1 protein-coding gene is annotated in these 8,403 nt (G+C 36.3%); it reads right to left on the bottom strand.

From position 1 onward, the window contains the following. Positions 1-8,401: Cna B-type domain-containing protein (locus tag RRB46_RS09200; RefSeq protein WP_311538300.1), on the bottom strand; the 8,401-nt coding region annotated here is incomplete at its 3' end. Between the last annotated feature and the right edge of the window lie 2 nt (positions 8,402-8,403).

Below are 8,403 nucleotides of genomic sequence, written 5' to 3'. Positions count from 1 at the left end.
GAGTCTCACCTGGATTTGGCTCTGGATTTGGTTCTGGAGTCTCACCTGGATTTGGTTCTGGACTTGGCTCAGGTTTTGGTTCTGGATTTGGTTTTGGTTCTGGATCTTTGCCTGGCTCTGGGTCTTTACCTGGGTCAGGGTCTTTGCCTGGATCAGGATCTTTGCCTGGGTCAGGGTCTTTGCCTGGGTCAGGGTCTTTGCCTGGATCAGGATCTTTGCCTGGGTCTGGAGTTACACCTGGTGTTTTAGATTTGTAAGTGTTGGTTACTGTCTTGTAATCATCACTATATATTACTTGGTAGTTTTCGTGCTTAAATAAGTTTCCGTCTTTGTCCACTTCATTTACAAAGTATATATATTCTTTTCCATTCTCATCTTTTGCCTTTTTCTTACCAAATTCTACTTTGATTAAGCCATTTACATCAGGGGCTCCACTAACAAGTTTAGGCTCACCGACCTCTTCAGAAGCTCCACCAGAGATTTTTCTCTTAAGTTGGAAGTATACTTGAGGTTTTTCAACGTCTGCTGGTACCTTCTCCCACTTCTTGAAGGCTGTCACATCTATGAACTTATCTTTTTCTGGTTCTTGAGCCTTGTAGGTGTTTGTAACTGTTAGGCCATTTACTTCTGATGTGTAATTTGCATCATCAAAGGCTGTTCCATCTGCATTTAGTTCTTTTACAAAGTAGGTATATTCTTTACCATCTGCATCTTTTTTATCTAGTTTACCAAAGTTTACCTCATCATTGACAAGTTCTTCTGGTTTGCCAACTGATTCTTCAATGGTAGATCCTTCTATCTTTCTATATAGTTGGAAGTAAACTTCTGGTTTTGTAGTTCCATCAGGAACGCCTTCCCATTTCTTTGTTGCAATTATAAGCTTTTTATCTTCCTTATCTTCTGGTTTAATGAAGGTATTTGTAATATCAAAGGCAATAGTATTATTATCAGTATTTTCCTCATCCACTGTTATTACTGACTTATAGGAATTATCTCCAACCTTATAAATCTTATCTTTACCTACACCTAACTCTTTAACACTATAGGTATATAAATTACCATCTTCATCGTGTTTTGGTAGGTTTTTCCAGAAATATGTTATTGTATCTGAAGTTCCATTGTTTAATGTTTCAAGCTTATAGTCTTTTGTAACATCTTCAAATTCACCTTCATTAGCAATTTTCCTTAGAAGCTGAACTTTGACTTCTTTGTGGTCAGATGTTGGACCATCTTTCCAAATCTTTGTAGCTCTAACTGTTAGGTCATTTTTATTTACGACATTCTTATTAGTTACAGTTACTTTTGTTTCTTCTGAGCTAGAAATTTCTACTTCAAACTCTGTTGCTTGTTTTTCTTCATTTCCAAGTGAGAAGTATGGTGTATAGCCTTGGGTCTCTATTTCTTTTATGAAATATTTACCATGGGTCAAGTCTCCAAATGACTTAGATTCATTAGCTCCAAGGTCAAATTCTTCTTTATAATTATCTGGACCTGTTACTTCAAACTTAAATTTGATTGAATTAGCTGACCTTGTTGAGAATGTGCTAATCCTCTTTGGCTCATTTTCAAGCTTTTTAGTGATGGTCAATTTTCCATCTTTTGCTACTTCTGCTACTTTGGTATTTGTAACAGTTAGGCGATCTACCTTTGATGTGTAGGATGAATCATTAAATGGATTTCCATTTTCATCTACCTCTTTTACAAAGTAGCTATATTTATTTCCTGCCTCATCTGTAGCAGCTTGCTTACCAAAGTTTACTTGGTCGTTTTGGTCTAATTCCTTAGCGGGAGTAACTCTTTCTTCCTTACCATCAGCTATCTTTCTCCAAAGTTCTAATTTAATTGTTGGAGTTTGAGTGCCTTCAGGAACCTCCCAAATCTTTTGACCCTTTAATTCTTCAGTTTGTGGAACTTGGTAGGTGTTTGTGATAGTGTTGCCTTCTTGGCTTACTTTATAAGTGTTTTCTCCAACTTTGACTTTGTTATCAGTAACATTTGCTTCTTCTACTCTAAAGCTATATTCCTTACCCTTATCGTTGATCTTAGAAATGTTTTTCCATTCATAGTAGAATTTAGAAGGATTATTTGCATCACGGCTTACTTGAGCTTTTTCCTTCACTTTTTCTTCATTTCCGTCAACTTGCCTATAAAGCTTAAGGTCAACTTCTTTGTGGTCTGTGCTTGGACCGCCTGACCAAATCTTTGTTGCCTTGATGTCTGTTAGGTTTGGATTTGAAGGAATTTCGTTTTTATTAGTAAATTCTACCTTGCCTGTTTTAACATCTTTTGTTAGGGTAACTTTCGCTGTGCTTGACTTAGTCTCTTTAGCATCTCCTACTTTTACAAATGGAGTAAGGCCTTTGGCGTCAGTTTCTTCTATTGTGTAGTCGCCGTATAAGAGATTGTTAAATTCTTTAGTCTCGCCTGCCTTTAAGGTGAAGTTTTCTTCTTTTCCATAAGGATCTGTGATTTTAAAGTTAAATTCTAATGGCTCTACTGCTGACCTAAAGAAATTTATAACTTTCTTAATAGGATTGCTTGCTATCTTCTTAGTAATTGTAAGCTTAGCCATTCTGTGTTTGTTTTCATCTGGAGTATCATTTTCACCTGGAATTGTCTTTAGCTTGTTGGTAATTGTCTTATTACCCTTTGCATCAGTTTCCACTTTACCAAGGATCCAGTTGTCATTTTTGACATCTTCATCCTTAAATTCTTCTTTTACAGAATAGGTGTATTCCTTGCCCTGTTTATCTTCTTTTGGAAGATTTGTCCAAGAAGCCCTTGTTTTTGCCTTTGTAATTTCTATTACTTCAGCATCTGGAACTACTTCTTCAGAACCACCTTTTGCTTGTCTATAAAGGGTGAAGTTCATTGTTGGTGTAGGATTTACATCATCTTCCCAAATTTTATTGACTTCTTCACTTACAGTTCCCTTTTCCTTAAATACTGCTATATATACGGCTGATATTCTTTTTTCAGGAACAAATTTTTTGTCCGTGCTGACTTGTTTACCATCAGTATCAACCCATTCAACAAATTCATAGCCTGGATTAGGATTTGCTGTTGATCCAACTAAGTCTCCTGTTCCTATTTCTTCAGAAGGATTGGTCACTGTACCCATCTCTTTATTTTGTGAGATATACTTGATTTCTGCCACGCACAATTTTTCGTAATTTGCAGCGTAGACCTTATCATCTGTTATTGGTGTTTCAGCATCATAAACAGGATTCCAATTTGGTGTTTTTAATTCCCATCCTTGGTTTGGAACAATGTTTGGAGCTTTGATGTCCTTCATTTTTATTCCAGCGTTTGGATTTACATAGTAGATTGTGTTTCCTTCTAGGTTACCATTAATATTTGTAACAAATTTTACTGTTACATATCCATTTGGTTTTACAGTTTCATCGGTTGCTGGAATTATATCCTCTAATTTTTCAAAAATGAATGTGTAAGTTTCATCTTCTGTATAAGTCTTACTTGCTAGAGGTTTATCCCAAATACCTGATTCTGAATAACCAAGGTCTGGTTTCTTTGTAAGGGCATCGGCCTTATCTGTTAGATTAACCTCTACACCTGGTTTTACAAAGTATTTTGTAGGACCTGCTAGACTTCCATTTTCAGCCTTAAACTCCACTGTCACATATCCATCAGGTTTTGTTTGGTCTCCTGGGATTATATTTTCAAGTGGATCATATTGGGCTGTAATTGTTGTATCTTTGCTAAATGTTTGGGTTAATAGCTGATCCCAAGCATCTGTGCCGTCTTTTTGTTTCCATCCAGTTTTTGGTATAACTGTTGGAGCTGGGATTGTTACTTCTTTGTTTGGTTTTACATAGTAAACAGTTTTACCTGTCATTTCTTTTCCATGCTCACCCTTATCAAAGCTTACTGTTAGATAACCTGCTGGCTTATCCTTACCATCCGGATCTTCTTGTGGGATTACATCATCCTTATCATTATAAAGAGCTTTAATCACATCTCCTTCAGAATATTGGATTTTCTTTTCAATCTGTGTATCCCAACCAGCAAAGTCAAATCCTGTATTTGGTGTGACTTCTGGATCATATCCTTTGAGTACAACTGCCTTATTTGGATTTACAAAGACTATCTTTTCAGTTTTGTCTGTGCCTTTTATCTTGCCATCTTTTTCTGTAGAGAATTTAACTGTGATATAACCATCTGGTTTTTCAGAATCATCTTTTTTTGTCTTTGGAATTACATCCTCAAATCCACTATATAGAGCCGTAACTGTAATATCTGATTCTATAGGTGTGGTATCTTTTGTATCCCAACCTTTAAACTTATGACCAGTATCTGCTGTTACACTTGGCTTCTTGATATCTCCTACAGTTTTACCAGCTTTTGGATTTACATAGTAAACAGTTTTTCCATCTAATGTTCCATGTTCTCCCTTATCAAAGGTTAAGGTTACATAGCCTTCCGGTTTTGGATTATTTTCTCCCTTATCATTTGTTCCTGGGATGATATCATCAAGCATTTTGAAGTTTCCTTTAACTATGGTGTCTTTGGTATACTTCTTAGCTGTACTTGTATCTTGATCCCATTTTTCAAAGACGTAGCCTGTTTCTGCTTGGGTGCTTGGTGGGTTGATTGTAACATCCTTATTTGGATTTACAAAGTAGGTAGTCCTCTCACCTTCTGTAATCTTTCCACCTTCTGCTGGGTCGATTACAAAATTAACTGTCACATAGCCTTTTGGTTTTTCTGAATCGTCATCTTTTGTTTTTGGAATGACATCACTCAAACCATTAAAGGATCCTGTAATTGTTGTGTCTTCTTTATAAACTGTTGGTTTTGTAGCATCCTTATCCCATGCTCCAAATTCATAGCCTGTATTGGCTTCTGTTGCTGGTGGGTTGATTATGACATACTCTGTTGGGTTTACATAGAATTTAGCAACGCCTTTTATTGAACCCTTATCTTTGTCTTCATCTTTTACAACAAAAGTAACTACTTTGTATCCATCTGGTTTTTCATTAGGATTACCATCATCATCTGTTTCTGGAATTACATTGTCAAGCTTTGTTGAATTTGCTGTTACTAATATATCTGAATTTATAACAGTATCATCAGCTTTATCCCACTCTTTAAACTTGAAACCTGTTTGTACTTCGTATTTTGGTTTAGCAAGTTCAGGATTTCCAAGAGTTATACCTGCATTTTTCTTTACATAGTAGGCTTTTTGTTCTGTTAGTTTTAAGCCAGAATCAGCTGCAAAGGTCACTCTTACATAGCCTTCTGGTCTTGGCATTGGATCTGGGTCGCTTGGGTCGTAAGGAATAATATTTTCTGTTTCTCCATAGGTTGCTGTGATAAATGTATCTTGGGTAAATTTCCTTGCAGTTTTTGGAGAATAAGTTTCTCCCTCAGCGTTTGCTCCTATCTTCCATTCTTTAAATGTATAGGTCGCCTTAGCTTTTGGGTTAGTTACTGGTATAGTGACTTCTTTTTTAGGATTTACAAAGAAAACTTTATCTCCATCCATACTTCCTTTTTCTGTTGGTACAAACTCTACCCTTACATAATCAGCTGGTACTGAATCAGGGTTGCTTCCATCAGGATTTGCAGGAATTACATCTGGAACTTTTTCGTAGTAAATCTTGATAGTTGCCTTTTTGTCTAGGGCATACTTTCCATTTGCAGGATTTAATTCTATCCTGTTAAACTTATAGCCTGTAAACTTAGGGGCAGTTTCTTCTGTAAATACATCTTTAGCAATATCTTCGCCAGCTTTGCCAGCTTTTTCTGTTGGATACTCTTGATCGTCAAGCTTATAAACATCATTAATTGGTTTGCCATCTAGGTCCAGATATTTAACAAGAGCGCTGGCTTGTTCATAGTGGGCATAGAAAGTCTCAGGTGTATAGCCTGTATCAGGGTATGTTGTCCAATCCCAAGCTGGGGTTTTAATTACATAACTATCAGCAATTTTTGATCCATCTGCTTCCTTGTCTTGCCATTCTTTAAATTCAGCCTTGTCTTTAGTTGGAAGGCCGTATTCGCCTTCTATCTCTGCCCTGGCTTCTTCAAAAGTTACTGGGTTGTCGTCTGTAAACATATACACCCAAAGAGTTTTTTGCGTATCGGTTCCAAATTTACCGCCATTGGCATCAAATACAACTTTAAAGTAAGCATTATCATTATTCGGATCTTTTGTTGTTACTTTCTTATTGTATTTGTAAGTAACTGTATCTAGTTTGTCAGGATCTGCTGGGTCTTTATAGTGTTTACCCTTTATTGAATCTCTAGTATTAAAGACATATCCCTTAAATTTAGGGCCTTCGCTAGGAAATTGAAGCTGATCAGCATCCCTACCAAGGCCACCAGATTTTTCTGAAGGATAATCTTTTCCAGCAATCTGATACTTCGCGTCGATTTCCTTGTCATTTTCGTCAACATAGATAATTTTAATTATTCCATTTCCATATTGGGCAGTGATTGTGTGGTCCTTATTGTAGATTTGTCTCTTTCCAAATGTATAGTCAGACTCAACAGTATCATCATCTGCCTTTATGGTCCACTTAGAAAACTTATTGTCACCAGTTCCCACTGGATCTTTTTTTCCTGGAATTTCAACTTTGGCTTTTGGATTTACATAGTAGTAGGTCTTTGCTGGGTCTTGAGCCTTATCTGTCGGATCAATGGTTACCTTTACATAGTCATCAGGTATATGTGGATACTTATTACCTTCGTCAGATCCCTTATAGATATTTTTCAAGACCGTAATAGGTATTTCTATCTCTCTTTCAGTACCGTCAGAGTATTTGACCTTTGCCTTTACTGTTTCAGTCCTTGAGACTTCATCCTTATTGTTTTCTTTGACCTTGTCATATATAAATTTCTTTATGTCATCGCTATCTTTATCATATTCAGTGCCCTTATCATCTACTATAGTAAATGTTACGTCCTTAGGTAGAGCTACAAAATCTCCATTGGAATCTTTGACCTTAACTTGAGCCTTTAGGTCCTCAAATGTAGGAACAAAGTCATTGGTAATAATTTGTTTTCCATTTCTTCGAAATGTTATTTGTGACTCAGTAGTTTTAAGTTCTTCAACTTGGATGTCTTCGTCAGACCAAATTGCATAAAAAGTCTTTGCAGATTTAAGGTTTTTATAGTCGCTATCAGTTGCAGGAATCTTTCCTTCTTTATCTGTAGCCCAGCCCTTAAAAGCCTTACCTGGCTTTGTAGGAGTTTCAGCCTTGTCAGTTAAAGAGCCATCATAGTCAACTTCTTTTACAATTTGTTTTTCTGTATCAGGAGCTGTAAAATTAGCAAACTTTCCACCATTGGCATCAAAGGTTATTGGAATAATCTCTGTCATAGTGAGCTTACCACCGTTGATGACATCGTAGGTGAAGTCGTATTTAAATTTATGGTCGCCTGACTTGACAGTTTTAACTCCATCATTTTCTTCAAATTTTAAACCATCTGTGCTCTCATCTATTTTGACATCTGGTGTTTTTTCTAGATAATATGACATTACAAGGTCAGGATCAAAATCATTTAACCAATCTCTTATAATTTTAGTATCTTTATCGTTCTTTGGTAATTCTACACTAACCGGAGATACGTCATCTCCTCCATCATCAAAGGCAAAGTTAGCTTTCATGCCCGGTCTTTTTGCTTCAGCCACACCTGTATGCCATTCAGACTTAAACTTTGTTGATGCGATTTGTTGGTAAGTGAGTCCTAGTGTTATATTTGCAATTATCTCACCGTCTGCGTTTTCTGGTAAAAATGTTGGGCTAGATCCTTCGGTACCAAAACTTACCTCAGTTAAAAGCTCGACCTTATCTGAGACTCTTTCATCAATCCTTACTTCATATCTGTAAGGTTTTAAGCTTTTGGAAAATAAAGGCAATTTTGTAGGTTTGCCTTCTCCATCAGACCAAGTGTATTTACCTTCTTTTGTAATCTGTAACATATAATATAAACCAGTATCTACACTTGATTCGTCATCCATTTGCCTAAAGATTATTTGGGCAGGTTTTGGCTTTCCACTTTCATCTACTCCAAATATTTCATTCCACTGAAATGCATTTCCATCAAGACCTTTTAGGTCTAAATTTGCAGTCACTTTTCCAAAATATTTTGGTTTATCTGCATCTTTTGGCTTGTTGTTATCGCCAAAGTATGGTCCTTTACTAAATAATCTAACTCCTGGTCCTCTTGAACTTGATGTTCTGTTCCTGGCAGCTATCCTATTTAATTCATTCATTATTTTTGCATCATAGCTTTTTGCGTTTATCTCGCCTACTTTTACATACCCGCCTTGAGGGAGAGTTTTATCTCCCTCTGCAAGTACATTTTGTGGCGTGATAAAAACTTGCAATAACATAATTATAGCTATGAGCAAAGATGTTAGTTTTTTTCTCATTC

Origin of the sequence: uncultured Anaerococcus sp., assembly GCF_963512375.1 — a bacterium.
Lineage (GTDB): Bacteria > Bacillota > Clostridia > Tissierellales > Peptoniphilaceae > Anaerococcus.
The sequence above is the reverse complement of the archived record's forward strand: the minus strand, read 5'-3'. Positions and strand labels throughout refer to the sequence as shown.